Here is a 17,357-nt window from a genome sequence, read left to right as displayed (position 1 = left end):
AGTCTCGCTCCTCTCCCGCAGGCGGGAGAGGGAAGAAAGAGCCCTTCTCCCACCGGGGCGGGAGAAGGATACGGAGCCTTGCGTCGCAGACGCTAGGCGCAGTTGGATGAGGGTGGGTGGCGCGGCAGCGCCAGCGACGGCGCGGCGCTGCTGGGCTCCCCTCGCCGCTGCTAAACAGCAAAGCTACCAAGTCCTGCGCCTCTCCCGTGAACGGGAGAGGGAAAGCGCAGCGCCAACCTCTCGCAACGATCGCGATGGATGCGGCGTCGGTCGCGACCTCCCGATCCCGACGCCAAGACGCTGTCCTACATGCCCCGTTTCGTGCTAGGGTCGTAGCGGCTCTTTGTCATCGTCCGCTCCCCAATGCCTCCAGGCCCCCCGCGCGCCGACCGCAGTCGCGCGCCCGGGGAAAGCCGAAGAGGGCCACCCGTATAAGGAGCTTTGCGAACTTCCGATCGCAATAAGCCCCGTTCGTGCGCAATAAGCCATATTTTGGCGCCGGCGACTCGTCGGCCCGTCAACGCTTGCCGCCGTGCGTGCCCGCGCTACTGTGGGCCGAAAGTCTTACAGGGAAGGTTCTTTGCATGAAATCCGCGCTCCACGGCGTTCTCGCCGCGCTCCTCGCCACGCCCGCCGCCATTCCGAATGCCGCGCACGCGCAGGAATATGGCGATCCGCCGCCGGTCGATCAGACCCAAGCGCCCGAGGACGAGATCATCTCGAGCGAGAATAATGACGAGGATGCCGGCGCGCTGCCGCAATCGGGTCAACCCGCCGCGCCGACGCCGGTGCAGGGCGAGGCGACCGCTTCGGACAAGGCCGACAAATGGGATGTGAACAACCCGCCCGGCGCCGAGATCACGCAGGCGCCGATCGATGTCGACGAAGGCAGCTGGATCGATGTCGACGTCAGCCCGGACGGCCGCACCATCGCTTTTACACTGCTCGGCGATATTTATACGATGCCGATCGCGGGCGGCACGCCGACGCGCATCGCCGAGGGGTTGGCCTGGGAGGTGCAGCCGCGCTTCTCTCCCGATGGCGGCCGCATCGCCTTCACCTCGGACCGGGGCGGCGGCGACAATATCTGGATCATGAACGCCAATGGTTCGGACAAGCGGCAGGTGACCGACGAGGATTTCCGCCTGCTCAACCAGCCGAGCTGGTCGCCCGATGGGCGCTATATCGCCGCCAAGAAGCATTTCACCACCGGGCGCTCGCTCGGCACCGGCGAAATCTGGCTCTATCATGTGTCCGGCGGCGGCGGCGTGCAACTGGTCGAACGGCCGAGCGAACAGTGGCAGAAGGAGCTGGGCGAGCCGGTCTATGCGCCGGACGGCAACGCGATCTATTACACCAAGAATGTGACGCCCGGCCCGATCTTCGAATATGCGCAGGATTCGAATACCGATCTGTTCGACATCTTGCGCTACGATCTGGAGAGCGGCGAAACCACCACGGCGATCAGCGGGCTGGGCGGCGCGGTGCGTCCGCAGCCCTCGCCCGACGGCAAGCGCATCGCTTTCGTGCGGCGTGAGGACGGCAAGTCCAAGCTGTGGGTCAAGGACCTGACCTCCGGCGCGGTGAAGGAGATCTACGGCGATCTCGACCGCGACGTGCAGGAGACATGGGCGGTTACCGGGGTCTATCCGAACATGGCCTGGACCCCTGACAGCGAAAGCATCGTCTTCTGGGCGGGCGGCAAAATCCGCCGGATCGATGCGGACGGCGGCGATAGCGCCGTCATTCCTTTCCGCATCACCGACAGCCGTAGCGTCACGAAAGCGCCGCATCCGGTGATCCAGGTCGGCGAGGACAGCTTTGTCGCCAAAATGCCGCGCTTCGCCGAGGTTTCGCCCGATGGCAGCCGGGTGGTCTATGAAAGCCTGGGCAAGCTCTACGTCAAGGACATGGGCTCCGGTGCGCCGCGCCGCCTCACCGGCGGCGGCGACGACAGCCGCGAGCTGTTCCCGAGCTGGTCGCGCGACGGATCGCAAATCGTCTATGTGACGTGGACCGACACCGATCTCGGCACGATCCGCACGATCTCGCCGAGCGGTTCGGGCGGACGCGCGGTAACCAGCCAGCCGGGCCACTATGCGCGGCCGCATTTCTCGCCCGACGGCAGGACGATCGCCTTCGAGAAGCATGAGGGCGGCTTCCTGACCGCGCCCGAATGGTCCGAAAATCCCGGCGTCTACACCGTCGCTGCTTCAGGCGGCACGCCGAAGCTGATCGATCGCGACAGCGCGCGCGGGCAATTCGGCGCCAGCAACGACCGCATCTTCATGATCGACCGGTCCGAGGAAAAGACCGAGCTGTTCAGCACCGATCTCAACGGCCAGGACAAGCGCGTCCATGCCAGCGGCGAACTGATCAACGATTTCGCCGTGTCGCCCAACGGCGAATGGCTCGCCTTCCGGCAGAATTACGAGGCGTTCGTCGCGCCGATCCTGCCCGGCGGGCAGAATGTGACGCTCGCCCCCGACAGCAAGGCGCTGCCGGTGGTCAAGGTGAGCGAGGGCGGCGCGGACTATATCCATTTCGAGGGCGACAGCGCGCGCGTCCACTGGTCGATGGGACCGACGGTCTACAGCGTCGACATGCGCAACATCTTCCCCAGCGCCCCGCTCGCCGAGGGGCAGAAAGCGGTCCCGTTCGCGGCGCCGACGACCGGCGTATCGCTCGCCCGCACCGTGCAGGCGGACAAGCATAGCGGCCGCGTGGCGCTGACCGGCGCGCGCGTGGTGACCATGGCGGGCGCGGACGGCGGCATCATCGAGAACGGCACGGTCTTGATCGAAGGCGACCGGATCGCCGCCATCGGACCGGCCGGATCGGTGCAGCTGCCGGCGGGCACGCGCACAGTCGACGTCTCCGGCAAGACGATCATCCCCGGGCTGATCGACGCCCACGCTCACGGGCCGCAGGGCACCGATGAGCTGGTGCCGCAGCAGAATTGGTCGGCGATCCAGAACCTCGCGCTCGGCACCACCACGATTCACGATCCGTCGAGCACCGCCAGCGAGATTTTCGTGGCCAGCGAGATGCAGGAAGCGGGCATGCTGCTCGCGCCGCGCATCTTCTCGACCGGCGAGGTGGTCTACGGCGCCAAGGCTTACGGCGTCTATGCCGAGATCGAGAATTACGAGGATGCGCTGGCCCATGTCCGCCGCCTGAAAGCGCAGGGCGGCCATTCGGTGAAGAACTACAACCAGCCGCGCCGCGAACAGCGCCAGATGGTGGTTGCGGCCAGCCGTGCCGAAAATATGCTGGTGGTGGCCGAGGGCGGATCGCTGTTCGGCATGGACATGAACCTCGTCGCCGATGGCAATTCCACGCTCGAGCATAATGTGCCGCTGGAGATATTCTACGAGGACGTGCTGCAGTTCATGTCCGAAAGCGACAGCAACAACACGCCGACGCTCGTCGTTACTTATGGCGGCCTGGCGGGCGATCCCTATTGGCGCCAGGCGATGAACATCTACGAGCATCCGCTGCTGATCGCCCACACCCCGCCCGCCGAACTCGCCGCCGCAGGCAAGCGCGTGGTCAAGGCGCCCGAGGAAGCGTTCGTAGACGACGACAATGCGCGCGAGGCGAAGAAGCTCGCCGAGCGCGGCGTCAAGATCTCGATCGGCGCACACGGTCAGCAGGCGGGCATAGGCTCGCACTGGGAGTTGTGGAGTTTCGTGCGCGGCGGGATGACCCCGCTCGAAGCGCTGCAGGCGGGCACGATCGTCGGCGCGCAGTCGCTCGGCATGAGCGAGGACATCGGTTCTCTCGAGGTCGGAAAGCTCGCTGATCTGCTCGTACTGGATGCCGATCCGACTGTGGATATCCGCCATTCAGACGACATCGCATATGTCATGCTCGGCGGCCGGATGTACGACCCGGTCAGCATGAACGAGGTCGAGACCGGCACCGCGAAACGCCTGCCCTATTATTGGGAGGATTGAGCGAAAGTCGGACGGTTAGTGATCACTGCGCTCCTGCGAAGGCAGGAGCCCATCGGGTGAGGTTTGATGCTGGGCTCCTGCCTTCGCAGGAACGCAATTTTCCAGCGTGCGCCGGCTAAGCGGGCCGCGTCTGGCCGTCCCCCAGCACCACCGTCTTGTAGGTGGTGAGGCCCTCCAGCGCCACAGGGCCGCGGGCATGCAGCCGCCCCGTCGCGATGCCGATCTCCGCGCCGAAGCCGAATTCGCCGCCGTCGGCGAACTGGGTCGAGGCGTTGTGCATCACGATCGCGCTGTCCACGGTCTGCAGGAACTTCGCGGCGATCTGCTTGTCTTCGGTGACGATCGAATCGGTATGATGGCTGCCATGTTCGGCAATGTGGCGGGCCGCGCCGTCGACGCCGTCGACCAGTCTGGCCGACACGATGGGCTCCAGATATTCGGTGTCCCAATCCTCGGCCGACGCGGCTTTCACCCGCGCGTCCATTTGCTCGACCTTGGCGTCGCCGCGGACCTCACAGCCCGCATCGAGCAGGCCCTTGATCACGTCCGGCGCGAAGCTTTGCGCGGCGTCGTCGATCAGCAGCGTCTCCATCGCGCCGCAGATGCCGGTGCGGCGCATCTTGGCGTTGACCGCGATTGCGCGCGCCTTCTCGGGATCGGCGGCGCCATCGACATAGACGTGGCAGATGCCGTCGAGATGCGCGAGCACGGGCACGCGCGCTTCTATCTGAACGCGCGCCACCAGGCTCTTACCACCGCGCGGAATGATGATGTCGATCAGGCCCGCCGCCTTTAACATCGCGCCGACCGCGGCGCGGTCCTGCGTCGGCATCAGCTGTACCGCATCGGCGGGAAGACCGGCGCTTTCGAGCCCCTTAACGATCGCGGCGTGCAGCGCGCGGTTCGAATGCACCGCTTCCGACCCGCCGCGCAGGATGGCGGCATTGCCAGCCATCAGGCAGAGGAGGCCCGCATCGGCGGTAACGTTCGGGCGGCTTTCATAGATGATGCCGACCACGCCCAGCGGCACGCGGCGGCGCTCGAACTTCAGGCCGTTGGGCTGCTCCCACCGCTTGATGATCTCGCCCACCGGATCGGGCAGGCCGGCGACATTGTCGGCGGCGTCGGCGATGCCGGCGAGCCGGTCCGCGTCGAGCTTCAACCGGTCTTTCATCGCGGGCGCAAGATCGCTGGCCGCGTCCATATCCTTCGCGTTGGCGGCGAGGATCGCGCCTGCATCGTCGCGCATCGCCTTTGCGGCGGCGCGCACGGCGGCGGCCTTCTCCTCGGTGGTCGCCAAAGCAAGCCGCATCGCGGCCTTGCGCGCCCGTTCGCCCATGTCGTGGATCAAGTCGTCGTGATTGTCGATCATATCAGTAGCACCAGATTGTTCTTGTCGATAAGCGCGCTGCGCGGCGCATAACCCAGGATCGCCTCCTGTTCGTCGGACTGTTTGCCCGCGATCAGCTTGGCGTCGTTGTCGTCATAGCTAATGAGCCCGCGTGCCAGAAGTTGCCCGTCCTGATCGTGTATGTCGACCGAGTCTCCGCGCGAGAACTCGCCCTCGACCTTGATTACGCCCTTGGTCAGCAGATTGTCGCCGCCGAGCAGATGTTCCCTCGCACCGTCGTTGACGGTCAGCACGCCCTGAACGTCGATCTTGCCGGCGATCCAGGCCTTGCGCTTGTCGACGCCGCCCTCCGCGGTGAACACGGTGCCGTCGCCCGTGTCGCGGAACCGGATCACCGGGTTGGGCTTCTGCCCATCGGCAATCGCGAGCTGAATACCGCTGGCGACGGCGATGCGCGCGGCCTCTACCTTGGAACCCATGCCTCCGGTGCCGGGACCCGTCGGCGGGCCGAGATCGACGTCGAGATCGGCCACGCTGTCGACGGTCTTCAGGAACACCGCATCGGGGTCCTTGCCCGGATCGGCCGAGAACAGGCCGGTGACGTTGCTGAGCAGCAGCACCATGTCGGCATGCGCGGCCTGCGCCACGCGCGCGGCCAGCCGGTCGTTGTCGCCGAAACGAATCTCGCGGGTGGTGACGCTGTCGTTTTCGTTGATGATCGGGGTAACGCCCAGCGACAACAGCCGCTCGATCGTGTCCGAGGCGTTGAGATAGCGGCGGCGATCCTGCAGGTCTTCCAGCGTCACCAGAATCTGCGCGGCGCGGCGGCGATGCGCGCGCAGCAGCTCGGAAAACAGCCCGGACAGCTCGATCTGGCCGGTGGCGGCCGAAGCCTGGCCATCGTCGAGGCTGCTCTTGCCGCCCGCGGGGAGATCGAGGATGCGCGCGCCGAGCGCCACCGCGCCCGAAGCGACGATGATCGATTCGATGCCGTTCTCGCGGCGCAGCGTCTCCAGATCGTCGATCAGGCTCGCGAGCCAGTAGCGCTCGACTTCCCCTTCGGGCGATACGAGTAATGCGGAGCCAATCTTGACGACAAGGCGCTTCACGCCTTCGAAAGGGGAGGCCATGACATGTCCTTCGAATGGTTCGGTCGATGTCGGCGCGGCAACCCGATGGTCGAGCGGGATCGCGCCGCGCGGGGCACATATAGGGATCGAACGGACGAAGGTCGAGGCCAGCCGCGATTAAATTTGTGCGGTGCAATATCGCGCCGCCGCCGTATGGGTATGCCGATCGGCTCTGACCGCGAGGCGAGCCTGCCGCTCCATGGTGACCCCTACGAGAATCGAACTCGTGTTTCAGCCGTGAGAGGGCCGCGTCCTAACCGCTAGACGAAGGGGCCATTTTCATGGCGTTCACCGGGTGACGACCCCAATGCAAAAATGTCCCGCGATAGTGACAAAAGTTTTCTGCGGGTTTGCAGAGATTCTACCGGCTGTTCGTACACATGTTCTGTGCGCGTGTGAGGGCAGATAAATCGACAGAAGGTCAGCCGTCAAGGCTCATGTTGGGGCAGCGTTATGTGCACAACTTCGCCGATCATTCGTTGGCGACGAGAGCCTGGCCAAAAGGCATCGCTCATCGGTTATTCTCTCATAATCATTGCCGCCCGCCGCCCGCCGGATAGCGTTCGTCTGCATCAGCAGGATAACAGTTCCGGCATGACGTCCTAAGGACTTTTCCGTCGCAAGCCAAGCAGTGCCGAAATCCTCGGCGAACGCTGCAGAAAAGCAAGCTCCAGCAGCGTCACGATCGCCAGGCTTACCCCGAACAACGGCACGAGAAATCCCAGCGCAACCGTCAGCACGACGAGCAGCCAGCTGTGGCGCATCGCCCCTCGTGGCGGCGGCGCGCCGAGTCTGCGGTCCGGCCTTCGCCGCCACCACAAGATGATGCTGGATATGGCCAGCGACATCAGGGCCAAGATCGTCGCCAGGCTGATCAACTGGTTCAGCAGGCCCAGAAACGCACCCTCGTGGATGGCGATGCCATAGCCCACCAGCCGGTCGATCCAGTGGCGCTGATCGAAATTCTCGCGGCTCACGATCATGCCGCTATCGCCATCGACGCGCACGGTGGCGCGGAGCGGACGGTTGGCGGCGTTGGACTTGACCAGCCAGATGTTCGACCCGTCGGTCGGCGGCGAAATCTCGACAGGGGCAGCGAGACCCAGGGTTTCGGCCTTTGGCACCAGCCGGTCCAGTGCGGACAGCGGCCCGGCATGCGCCATGACCATGCCGCCATGTTCGCTATGCTCGGCGATCATTTCTCGCGCGCCTGCGTCGAGTTTCTTTCGCGCCCGCGCCTCCGCCTGCGTGCCCTGCGGCCAGTCGGGCGCAGCCAGCGCGGTGCCCGTCATCTCCCGGACTGCGCCAAGATAATCGCCCCAATTCTTGGCCCAGGGCAAGCCCGACAGGATCAGAAAGATCGCCAGCAGCGACACCCAGACGCCAGTGACCGCGTGGATGTCGCGCCAGAACTTCCGCCCGGTCCGCCGCAGTCTGGGATAGAGCGCGCCCGCCAGCCCGGCGCCGCGCGGCCACCACAGGAACAGGCCCGTCAGCAGCATGATGATCGCCCAGCTTGCCGCCAGTTCGACCAGCGTCGACCCCCATCGCCCCGCCATCAGCTCGCCGTGCAGACGGAAGACGATCCGCATCAGCCGGTCCTCTTCGCCGACAGTTTTCAGCACCTTTCCCGTCTGCGGATGAAGGTAAACGCGGGTCTCCTTGGCCCCGACGCCAACGACGACACGACGTGCGTCATTGGCATGTTCGGGAAGAATATACCGGTGAAGCACCGATCCCGGAACCGCCGCTTGCGCCGCTCTAGCCAATACCGACGGCGCGGCGGGTCCATCCATTGCCAGCCCGTCATACGGCCGGTCGATCAATGCCTCGATCTGCGGCTTGAACAGATAAACGCACCCGGTGATGGACAGCCAGAGGATGAACGGCACGGTGAACAGCCCGGCATAGAAATGCCAGCGCCACACCGTCCTGTACCAGTTTTCCAGGCGCATGCCGTTTTCTCCGGTTATCAGATCTCCGGCCATCAGAGCTCTCCATTCCAGCGCAGACTCAGCACAAAGGTGCGGCCGGGATAGGGATGAAAGACGAATGCCTTTTCATCGAGGATGTTGTCGATCCCCAGATCGAGGACGAACCGGCCGACATGCGCGGTCGATTTCAGATCGACAAAGGAGAAAGGAGAGACGCAGTAAAATGTGTCGCAGCGCGAACTCGCGCTATTTTCCAGATTGCGGTCGGGCGTGCTCTGATGCCGGAAATTCGCCGCGACATCGAGCCGGGGCGATATGGCATAACGGAGCGAGGCATTGGCCCGCCATTCCGGAACGCGCGGGAAATGATTGCCGACCAGGTCCGGGTTCAGCGGGTTTTCGGTAATCCGCGCGCTGAGCCAGGAAATATTTCCGTCGAACGATAGCCCCGGCACCAGCACATCCTCCGCGGCGAGGATGAGATCGACGCCGTAGCTCTCGACCTCGCCGATATTGGTGATCAGTGACTGGCTGACCGGTATATCCGGATTGGCCGCGCCCGGCACGATAATGGTCTGCGAAAACAGCGTCTCATCGACCGCCTGCCGATAGCCGCTGACCGTCAGTTTCGCGTTGCCGAAGCGGCGCGAGGCGGTGAGTTGCAGATCGAAGCCGCGCTCGGGCTTCAATGTGGGATCGAAGCCCGCAAGATCGATATCGCCGACATTCGGGCCATAGGAAATGAGCCCCGCCTGATACAGCTCTCCGATGGTCGGAAAGCGCGTGGCCCAGGCGCCCGATGCGACGATCTCGGTCACGCTGTCGGGACGAAAAGTCAGCGCCAGTTTCGGCGAGATCGCATCCTGATTGCGCGCGGCATAATCGACGCGGGTGTCGCCATTGACCAGAAACCCGTTCTGCGCGCGCCAGCGTTCATAGCGCAAGCCCAGGGTCGCCTCGATCATCGGCGTCAGCGGGATGGCGTCCTCGGCAAACACTCCCAGCAGCCTCGTCTCGCCGCCCGATACGTTGCGCGGATCGGGCGATGTCGCGCGGCGCCAGTCGGGGGTGGCCGCCGTACCGGTTTCGCCGTGATAGCCCGTATAGGAAACGCCCAGCGTCAGGTCATGCATGCCGATCCGGCGACCCGCGGTCGCCTCGACGTTCGTCCAGCGCGCATCGGCATCGGTCACGATGCCGGCATCCGGGATGATGCCGGTGGTCACGTCGATGCCGTTCGATGTCCGGACGCGATCCTTCAGCACCGCATAATGACTGGCGGTCGCATCGACCGCCCAACCGGCGAGATCGCCCGCCAGCCCCAGGCCGGTCAGCAATTCGCTGTTCTCCGATCGTCCGCGCGTGATCCCGGCGATGCCGACGAAAGTGGGATTGCCAGCATCGTCGCGCAGGAAACTCTCGGGACGATCGCTGTCCTCGTCGTCGAGCAGCAACGCCGCGATCCCGCGCACCCGCCAATTGCCGTCCAGATCATAGGCGCCGCGCAGGCGTAGCTGGTCCTCCCTGCCGTCCACCACCGAATCCTGCGCGGCGATGCGCAGCGGAAAGCCGAGTGCGTCGTCCACGATCGCCCGATCGGCGAATGGCGTGCCCGGCGCGACGGTGCGCCATTGTTGCGGCTGGCCCTGATTTTCGAAATGGCGATAGCCCAGGCTTATCCCGTCCCGCGACCCAAGTGCCAGATCGAGTTGGCCATCGAGCGCATAGCCATAGAGATCCTCGTCGGTGGCATAATAGCGATAGTTCTGGAAAATGCCCTGTGCGTTCAGGCGGATGGCGCTGGAGGCGATGTCGCGCGTTTCCAGGCGCAGCGTACCGCCGAGCGAATGGCCCGAATAGCGCGCCGAGGTCGGTCCGTAGATAATCTCCGCGCGGGTGATATCGCCGGGCGCGATCACCGCCCATTTTGGCGCGGTATCGAAATCCGCGCCGAGAAAATCCGAGATCAGGAAGCCGTCCACGGTGACCAGCGCGCGCGGCGTCTGCGTGGTGTGCATGTTGCGAAACGACAGGGCGGCGTTGGCATCGCCGATATAGCGCTTCCGCACGATCAGGTTCGGGGCGTAGCGGATGACGTCTTCGGTGTTGATGACATTGATCGCGCCGATCTGCTCAGCGTCGATCGCAACACCCAAAGCGGGTGTGGACAGCGATTGCAGTTCGCGGCTGCCTAGCGTGCCGGTGACGACGATTTCTGAAGGACTGGTCTTGGGCAATGACGGGTCCGGAGCTTCGCCCATTGCAGACGGCGGCGACTGCGCGGTTGATTTGTCAGCGGAAGTCTGCGCGACCACAGGCGCGGCAGCGAACAGCATGACAAGCACGCTCGTCGGCGCGCTCGAAAAGGCGATGGATGGCATGAATTTTTCCTTGAAGCCACGATAGCAATCGGCGCTCCGTGCTTCGGCGCGGCGCGCGTTACGGCATCAGGAAAGGCTCGGAGGTCCGGTGGACGGCGGCGGTGGAGCGGCGAGGCCATGTCCAACGGAAACTAGGCCGGGCAAGACAGCGGCCAGGCGGATATCTCGAATCATGACTCCGGCCGGCGGCGTGAATGACCCCAAAAAGGCGTGCCCGAGGACGGAAAAAGGACAATGCTGGTCGTTCGGCTTGGGCGCTGGATCATCGTGGCCGCCCTGCTGCGGCATGGCGGCCTGCAGCATTTGCTGGGCGCTTGCCTTAAACGCCGCATGTTCGGTCGGCGACATCGATGCGCTGCAGATTTCGATGCGAAATCCGTCGGCGGCGGAAACCGGCATCCATCCGGCGGGAATGACCGCGCGGATCAGCAGACTGCCGTAGATCAGGCATTGCAGCAACAGGCTCATCGGAGCGTTCGAAGCGATCGGGCAGGACATGGTCCTGACGCCTTTAGCTACTCGATCGCCCGTTGAGAAGAACGCGTCGATCACTGCAAAGTCTGTTGCCAGCGCTCGTTCGAAGTCAGGCCGGAAAAACGGAAGGCTTGCGCTGAACTGGAGGATGGGTAGCGACATGCCATGGACCTTGACGACCTGCTGCGGCGATATTTCGGCACCGCTCGAATTTTGGAAGTCGCTCCGGGCGCGCAGGCAGCAGGAACGGAGCACCTCCTTATGGACTTCGGGCTGAAACGGCAGCGCACAAGGCGCTTCGCGCTGCGGCGCTTGTTCGCTGCCGCACCCGGTCTGGATGGCTCCTTCGAGGAAGCGACTAACCAAGAGGTCGCCCGCACTTTCACGGACATGCCGGCTGCGGCGAAGCGGGAACGATCTTGATGCCGACGTTGCTCACCATTTTCGATCGCGACGCATTCCTCCGCGAATACTGGCAGGCGAAACCGTTGCTGATCAGAAATCCCTGGGACTGCTGGAGCAATCCGCTGGAGCCCGATGAACTGGCTGGTCTCGCATGCGAGCGCGAAGTCGAATCGCGCCTGATCGTCCGGGAGCCTGGGGACTGGACGCTCGAACATGGCCCATTGACCGAGCGCTGCTTTGGCCGGCTCGGCGGCAATTCCTGGACATTGCTCGTGCAAGCGGTCGACCATCATGTCCCGGCTGTCGCCGCGCTGCTGGAGTCGTTCCGCTTCATCCCCGATTGGCGGATCGACGATGTGATGGTCAGCTATGCCGTCGACGGCGGCGGCGTCGGCGCGCATTTCGACCGATATGACGTATTCCTGATCCAGGGCCTCGGCACCCGCCGCTGGCAACTGGGTGGTCGTTGCGATGAGACCAGCACCTTGTTGTCGCATGGCGATCTGCGGCTTCTGGCCGACTTCGAGCCGAGCGAAGAATGGCTGCTGGAGCCGGGCGACATTCTCTACGTGCCGCCGGGCATCGCCCATAACGGCATCGCCGTGGGCGACGACTGCATGACCTATTCGATCGGCTTTCGTGCGCCTTCGCGCAGCGAGCTGATCGCGGGCTGGGCCGAAAGCCTGGTCGCCGATCTCGATGACGATGATCGCTACGCCGATGCGAACCTGGCGGCGCAGGACAACCCGGGTGAGATTACCCGCGATGCTATCACGCGCCTTCATGACATGACCACCGAAAGATTGCTCGACCGCGAGGGCTTTTCGCGCTGGTTCGGACGGTACAGCACGATGCCCAAAGACACCGACATCGACTGGCGACCCGAACAACCGATCCAAGCCGAGGATGCACGCCGGCGTTTGGCGAGAGGAGCCTGCTTGCTGCGCAACCCGGCCAGCCGGTTCTCCTTCATTCAACAAGGGCCGTCTTCGCTATCCCTTTTCGTCGACGGGCAGTGCTTCCCGTGCACCGGCGAAGCTGCTGCATGGGCGCAGCAACTTTGTGCACAGGATAAGGCCATGCTCAGCCCGTCGATGATCAGTTCGGAGCTGATAATGGCGCTGGTTACAGAGTTGCTGAACCAGGGCAGCTTTGCGTTCGATCAGGACGATTGAGCGTATCGGCCGGCCTCTGTCTAGGGGCTCGACCAACGCAACTAGGGCAAGGAATTTTCCGCCCATTGTCCGGGGGCCAGGCCTTGAACCGTCCAGTCGCCGATCGACCATCGCACCAGCCGAAGCGTGGGATGGCCGACCGCCGCCGTCATCCTGCGCACCTGCCGATTTTTCCCCTCCCGGATCGTCAGTTCCAGCCAATTGTCCGGCACGCTTTTGCGGACCCGAATCGGTGGGTCGCGCGGCCAGATGTCCGGAGCCGGTATGCGCTTGACCAATGCGGGCCGGGTCAAGCCATCCTTGAGGCGGACGCCATCGCGCAGTCGGTCCAAGCTGGTTTCTTCGGGCTCTCCCTCGATCTGAACCCAATATGTCTTGGGCAGCTTGAAGTGCGGATCGGCGATACGCGCCTGCAGCTTCCCGTCATCGCAAAGCAGGAGCAATCCCTCGCTGTCGCGGTCAAGCCGGCCAGCTGGGTATATCGTCGGTACATCGATAAAAGCCGACAAGGTTTGACGGGCGGTTTCGGTGACGCGATCGGTAAATTGGGAGAGCACCCCATAGGGCTTGTTGAACAGGATCAGGCGCGCCATGGCCACAGAATCCATTCCTTTGCGATCCAATTGTCAAGCGGCGGCGATGCGTGGCTAATCCAGACTGGATTGATGGCCCTGCCGTGAAGTCCCGCTACGATGCCTGGAGCTGCGAATCTTGCGTCGCTGCCGACCGAGCGGCATGAGGGCGCATCTCTTCTGGAGTTGAACCGAATGCAACCCGTAACGATGACGTCGCTCGGCCGCGACGCGCGCGCAAGCCGCCTGATCATTCTGATGCTATCGCTTGGCTTCGTGGCCTTGCTGTGCGCGGCGGTGGCCACGTTCTGGATTCAGCGGCAGAACGAGCAAAATGCCGAAAGCGTGGCGCATACGCTTGCCGTGGAAGCGAGCCTTGGCGCCTTTGCCAGCGCCAGTGAGCGGATGGAAACCGCGCGGCGAGGCGTTCTTCTCACCGGCAACCCCTCTTTCACATCGCTTATGGACGAAGCGAACCGAAACGCACAAATCCGGCTGAACGAGCTCGACGCGCTTATCGCGGACAACGACAGTCAGCGCGCGCGGGTGGCGCGGCTGCGGGCTCTGCTCGCCGCCTACCAGAGGAACCATGGTCAATCGGTGGCGCTGAGCGGCGCGGCGCGGCAACGAATGATTGCCAATTTGACGGGTGATGCTGTGCTGGGAAACATCCGCGCCGTGCGCGCCGTGGTCGGCGAAATGCTGGACGAGGAGCTGGGGCTGCTGCGCGCGCGCGAGGCACGCCAGCAGCGAACGCAGGCCCTGTTCGGCGCAACGCTGATTGCGACCGGCCTGCTGATCCTGCTGGTGGCGGTTGGCACATTATATCTTGTGGGCAAAAATCTAATCGAACTCAGGGAATCGCGCGAGGAACTGCGGCGCCTGAACGAGAATTTGGAAGGCTTGGTCGATGTCCGAACCGCCGAACTGCAGCGCGCCAATGGCGAGATCCAGCGCTTCGCCTACATCGTTTCTCACGATCTTCGCTCGCCGCTCGTCAACGTTATGGGCTTTACCGCCGAACTCGAGACTGCGCGCAAGGCGATCGCGAACTATGTGGAGAGGAGCGACGCGGAGGGATGGCAAGCGCCCGATAGCGCGACGCGGTTCGCGGTCGAAGAAGATCTGCCCGAGGCGATCGGCTTTATCCGCAGTTCCACCCAGAAGATGGATCGGCTGATCAATGCGATCCTCAACCTTTCGCGGCAGGGCCGTCGGACATTGACGCCTGAAACGCTCGATCTCACCGCGCTGGCGCAAGGCATTGCCGACAGCCTCGAGCATAGGGTGCAGGAGAGCGGCACGACGCTAACCGTCGAGCCGCTTCCCGCGATTGTCAACGATCGCCTCGCGGTCGAGCAAATCCTTTCCAATCTGATCGAAAACGCCCTCAAATACCTCCAGCCCGGACGCTCGGGCGTTATCGGCGTAACCGGTCGCACCGATCAGGGCCGCGCAATCGTCGCGGTTGCCGATAACGGTCGGGGGATCGATCCTCGCGATCATGAACGCGTCTTCGATCTGTTCCGGCGTTCGGGCGTCCAGGATCAACCTGGCGAAGGCATCGGACTTGCGCACGCCCGCGCGCTCGCTTATCGCCTCGGTGGATTTATCGAGGTCCGATCTGCGGTGAACGAAGGCTCCACCTTTTGCCTTAATTTGCCGATCCAGTGGACGAGTGGAGAAGAAAATGCCTGATCATCAGCCGGTAAATATCGTGATGATCGAGGATGATGAGGGGCACGCCCGTCTGATCGAGAAGAACATCCGCCGCGCCGGCATATCCAATACCATTCATCATTTCGTGGATGGCACATCGGCGCTGGACTTTTTATACGAGAACGCTGACGGCCCATCTCGCAATGGCCCGGCGATGATCCTGCTCGATCTCAACCTGCCCGACATGAGCGGCACCGACATTCTCGTAAAAATCAAGGCTGAGAACAGCGCATTGCGGCGAACGCCTGTCGTCGTGCTGACGACGACCGACGACAAGGTGGAAATTCAGCGCTGTTATGACCTGGGCTGCAATGTCTACATCACCAAGCCGGTGAACTATGAGAATTTTGCCGACGCTATTCGTCAGCTCGGCCTGTTCCTTTCGGTCATCCAAGTGCCAGCGCCTGATCCGGCATGAGATAAACACTGCCGCACATTCTCTACATCGATGATGACGAAGGCATTCGGCGCCTCGTTTCGCGTGCACTCGCACGCAAGGGATTCGAAGTCAGCCTAGCGGCGAGCGGCGGTGAGGGCGTTGCCATGGCGCGGGCGGCCCGTTTCAATCTGATCGCGGTCGATCATTACATGCCTGGGCAGAACGGGCTCGCCACTCTCGAAGCGCTACGCGCCCTGCGCGATGGTCCGCCGATCGTCTATGTCACCGGATCAGAAGAAAGCCGTATCGCCGTCGCGGCGTTGAAATCGGGTGCCGACGATTATGTCGTGAAATCTGTCGGCGAGGATTTTTTCAATCTGCTCGCCAGCACCTTTGAACAGGTGCTGGATCGCGCGCAGCTTCGCCGCGATCGCGAAGTCGCCGAAGCCGAGCTTCACGCCAGCAATGCTAGGCTGGAAGCGTTGTTGAAGGAGGTCAACCACCGTGTTGCGAACAATCTGCAAATGGCGATGTCGTTCATCGCCCTGCAGTCTCAAACGGTTGCCGACGCCCATGCCCGCGAAGCATTGCAGAAAACTCAGCAGCGTATCGCCACGATCGCGCAGGTTAATCGCCGACTTTATACGACGGACGACGTGGAGTTCGTGGCCATGGACGATTATCTCGGGGGGCTGGCGGAAGACTTGTGCACGACCTGGTCGACCAGCGTCGCCCGGCGGCGCGTATCGGCGTCGGTCGATCCCATCAAGCTTAGCACGGACAAAGCGGTGACCCTCGGCATGATCGCCAATGAGTGGGTGAGCAATGCGTGCAAATATGCCTATGGCGAAGATGAAGATGGCGAGGTTCGCATCACGCTTCGTCAAGTCGGCGAAACGTCGCTGGAACTGGTTGTCGAGGATGACGGATGCGGAATGCCGGATGACGGCTCGGTTCGCGGTACGGGCCTTGGCACCCGGCTGATCGAAGCGCTTGCGCGCACGCACAAGGCTGACATTCGGTACAATATGCTGGAGCCTGCGGCCAAGTGCTCCGGCACGAGGGCGTCGATCATGATCGGCTTGAATTCCAGGGATACACCCGTCAAAGTGAGCCAGCGCGACCATGGGGACTAGGGTCCTTTAAATCGCTTGCGGCATGACCTCAAGCGGTAGCCGCGTGTCCCAATCCAGGCCGATCATGAAGTGTGGGGCACTGCCGAAAGCTGCGGGTCGCTGTTCACGACAGCACGGTGTCCATATCGGCCGCATCGGTCAAAAGCCATTCCAGTGCCCCGTCCAAGTCTTGAAAAATACGTTGATTGGGCAGCGCAACCCGTTCGACCTGCAGTTTGAACAAAACGCTGGACACAACGGTTGCCGAGCGTTCTGGTTGGCGATCGGCTTGATTGAAACGCTTTCTATATTCTTCAAGCAGCTCCTGAGATTGGACATTGGCACCGCGCGCATCGACTAGTGTGAGGATACGATTGCGTGGGCAGCCCGCCGATACCATCAGGGCGCCTGCTTCGCGAATCTTGTCGTCATAGGCATTAACGATCGTTTCGTCCCAATAACCGCGTATGGAGATTCGCAACAGCCTTTTCTCAGGTTCCATAGCGATGGTGAAATTTGCTTCGTCTGCGATAACGTGCATTCTTGATACTTTCTTCATTCAAAGCCGATGCACCCTTGCAAAAAAGTTTTTGCTTCAGGGCGAGCCATAGGATTGCAAAATCATTGGTCATTTGGTGACATAACGGTCTTTGCATCGAAAATTCGTTTGACGAGAAGACGCCCTTGGACCCCATATGAATCGAGCAATACCAGAATATTCCAATTGCCGCTAAATTTCTAGCTTGTGCTAGAAAGCGCCATG

13 protein-coding genes and 1 tRNA gene are annotated in these 17,357 nt (G+C 62.9%); 6 read left to right on the top strand and 8 right to left on the bottom strand.

Going from position 1 to position 17,357, the window contains the following annotated elements; all coding sequences use genetic code 11:
- The first annotated feature begins 584 nt into the window (after positions 1–584).
- Positions 585–3,959, top strand: a complete 3,375-nt coding sequence (locus ACOQPC_RS14155; protein WP_420606356.1) for an amidohydrolase family protein — start codon at positions 585–587, stop codon at positions 3,957–3,959.
- Between the two features lie 115 nt (positions 3,960–4,074).
- On the opposite strand, the gene ACOQPC_RS14150 is transcribed toward ACOQPC_RS14155, so the two are convergent.
- From ACOQPC_RS14150 to ACOQPC_RS14125, 6 genes are all read right to left on the bottom strand, one after another.
- Positions 4,075–5,331, bottom strand: coding sequence for a glutamate-5-semialdehyde dehydrogenase (locus tag ACOQPC_RS14150; protein WP_420606355.1), 1,257 nt, complete (start codon positions 5,329–5,331; stop codon positions 4,075–4,077).
- Positions 5,328–6,440: a glutamate 5-kinase gene (gene proB / locus ACOQPC_RS14145; protein ID WP_420606354.1), complete on the bottom strand. Its 1,113-nt coding sequence runs from the start codon at positions 6,438–6,440 to the stop codon at positions 5,328–5,330. The genes ACOQPC_RS14150 and proB overlap by 4 nt, the downstream gene beginning before the upstream one ends.
- A 200-nt stretch (positions 6,441–6,640) precedes the next feature.
- Positions 6,641–6,715: transfer RNA gene (locus ACOQPC_RS14140), tRNA-Glu, on the bottom strand.
- A gap of 327 nt (positions 6,716–7,042) precedes the next feature.
- The gene (locus ACOQPC_RS14135; RefSeq protein ID WP_420606353.1) at positions 7,043–8,428 is read right to left on the bottom strand and encodes a PepSY-associated TM helix domain-containing protein; all 1,386 of its coding nucleotides are present in this window, start codon (positions 8,426–8,428) and stop codon (positions 7,043–7,045) included.
- A complete protein-coding gene (locus ACOQPC_RS14130; RefSeq protein WP_420606352.1) occupies positions 8,428–10,755 on the bottom strand; it encodes a TonB-dependent receptor in 2,328 nt (775 codons plus the stop codon). Before ACOQPC_RS14130 ends, ACOQPC_RS14135 begins: the two co-directional genes overlap by 1 nt.
- A gap of 66 nt (positions 10,756–10,821) precedes the next feature.
- Positions 10,822–11,391, bottom strand: coding sequence for a hypothetical protein (locus tag ACOQPC_RS14125; RefSeq protein WP_420606351.1), 570 nt, complete (start codon positions 11,389–11,391; stop codon positions 10,822–10,824).
- Between the two features lie 3 nt (positions 11,392–11,394).
- Between ACOQPC_RS14125 and ACOQPC_RS14120 the strand changes: the two genes are divergently transcribed.
- Positions 11,395–11,652, top strand: a complete 258-nt coding sequence (locus ACOQPC_RS14120; protein ID WP_420606350.1) for a hypothetical protein — start codon at positions 11,395–11,397, stop codon at positions 11,650–11,652.
- On the top strand, positions 11,652–12,809 hold the full coding sequence (locus tag ACOQPC_RS14115) for a JmjC domain-containing protein (protein WP_420606349.1): 1,158 nt from the start codon (positions 11,652–11,654) through the stop codon (positions 12,807–12,809). The genes ACOQPC_RS14120 and ACOQPC_RS14115 overlap by 1 nt, the downstream gene beginning before the upstream one ends.
- Before the next feature lie 41 nt (positions 12,810–12,850).
- Here the strand turns inward: ACOQPC_RS14115 and ACOQPC_RS14110 are convergent, their stop codons facing one another.
- Complete coding sequence (locus tag ACOQPC_RS14110; RefSeq protein WP_420606348.1) at positions 12,851–13,402, bottom strand: pseudouridine synthase; 552 nt, start codon at positions 13,400–13,402, stop codon at positions 12,851–12,853.
- 174 nt (positions 13,403–13,576) lie between these two features.
- Here ACOQPC_RS14110 and ACOQPC_RS14105 point away from each other — a divergent pair, with 174 nt between their 5' ends.
- The 3 genes from ACOQPC_RS14105 to ACOQPC_RS14095 are packed head-to-tail and all read left to right on the top strand — an operon-like array spanning position 13,577 to position 16,615.
- A complete protein-coding gene (locus ACOQPC_RS14105; RefSeq protein WP_420606347.1) occupies positions 13,577–15,079 on the top strand; it encodes a sensor histidine kinase in 1,503 nt (500 codons plus the stop codon).
- Positions 15,072–15,518, top strand: coding sequence for a response regulator (locus ACOQPC_RS14100; protein WP_420606346.1), 447 nt, complete (start codon positions 15,072–15,074; stop codon positions 15,516–15,518). Before ACOQPC_RS14105 ends, ACOQPC_RS14100 begins: the two co-directional genes overlap by 8 nt.
- An 8-nt stretch (positions 15,519–15,526) precedes the next feature.
- Positions 15,527–16,615 (top strand): sensor histidine kinase, encoded by a 1,089-nt coding sequence (locus tag ACOQPC_RS14095; RefSeq protein ID WP_420608157.1) that lies wholly within the window; start codon positions 15,527–15,529, stop codon positions 16,613–16,615.
- Positions 16,616–16,718: 103 nt separating this feature from the next.
- Here the strand turns inward: ACOQPC_RS14095 and ACOQPC_RS14090 are convergent, their stop codons facing one another.
- Complete coding sequence (locus ACOQPC_RS14090) at positions 16,719–17,135, bottom strand: hypothetical protein (protein ID WP_420606345.1); 417 nt, start codon at positions 17,133–17,135, stop codon at positions 16,719–16,721.
- Positions 17,136–17,357 lie beyond the last annotated feature (222 nt).

The organism is Novosphingopyxis sp. (assembly GCF_965218915.1).
Lineage (GTDB): Bacteria > Pseudomonadota > Alphaproteobacteria > Sphingomonadales > Sphingomonadaceae > Novosphingopyxis.
The sequence above is the reverse complement of the archived record's forward strand: the minus strand, read 5'-3'. Positions and strand labels throughout refer to the sequence as shown.